Here is an 866-nt window from a genome sequence, read left to right on the forward strand (position 1 = left end):
AAGAAAGTATAAGTGAAAGTATCGAATTTTCTATTGGGGTGAAGTAATAATGCTACACAAAATGGGATTATATGAAGAACCCTTTCGATTAATTAAAACAGGTGAGAATACCGTTGAGGTGCGATTAAACGATGAGAAAAGAAGAAAGATTAAAATTGGAGATACAATTGAATTTATTAAAGTGCCTGAAGAAAACGAAGTGTTAAAAATTGAAGTATTGGAATTAAGAAATTACGATACATTCAAAGAACTGTATGAAGATATTCCGTTTAAAGACTTTGGCTGTGAAGGATGGACAATGGAGGAAATGTTAGAAGCAACATATAAGATATATTCACCAGAACAAGAAAAACAGTGGGTGCATTAGCTATTACAATTAAAGTATTAAAGTCATAATTTCTAACTAACTGATGTGTTAGTCCAATAAGACAGTAAATGAGTATTAAAAACAAAAATGGTAAATGGTGTTAAAATAATAAAAATAATCGGGAGGGGAAATCAGTGAAAGTTAATAAAAAGTCTTTACAAACAAAAGATAAAAAAATTAGTTATACACATATTGAAACAGGTTCTAAAATTATTTGTTTTATGTTTTCTGGTGCAGGATACACATATGATAAACCACTATTTTATTATGCAACAATGACGATGCTTCAAAATAAAATTGATGTCGTCCATATTCATTATTCATATAATGAAGATTTATTTAAACAGCCTCTTGAAAATATAACACAAACGATTATGAATGATGTAAATCCTGTTATTTTGGACGTACTTAAAAATGGACAATATACCGAAACAATTTTCTTAGGTAAATCACTCGGCACAATTCCTATTGCTAATGAAATAATGAAAAGAGAGTCTTA

General features: G+C 28.8%; 1 protein-coding gene and 1 pseudogene. Both read left to right on the plus strand.

Annotation, left to right across the window (positions count from 1 at the left end):
• Positions 1-61: 61 nt before the first annotated feature.
• The gene (locus tag VU18_RS16395) at positions 62-367 is read left to right on the plus strand and encodes an ASCH domain-containing protein (RefSeq protein WP_236687447.1); all 306 of its coding nucleotides are present in this window, start codon (positions 62-64) and stop codon (positions 365-367) included.
• Between the two features lie 134 nt (positions 368-501).
• A pseudogene (locus tag VU18_RS16400) lies at positions 502-866 on the plus strand (alpha/beta hydrolase); the annotation flags it as partial.

It is taken from the genome of Geobacillus sp. ZGt-1, assembly GCF_001026865.1.
Lineage (GTDB): Bacteria > Bacillota > Bacilli > Bacillales > Anoxybacillaceae > Geobacillus > Geobacillus thermoleovorans.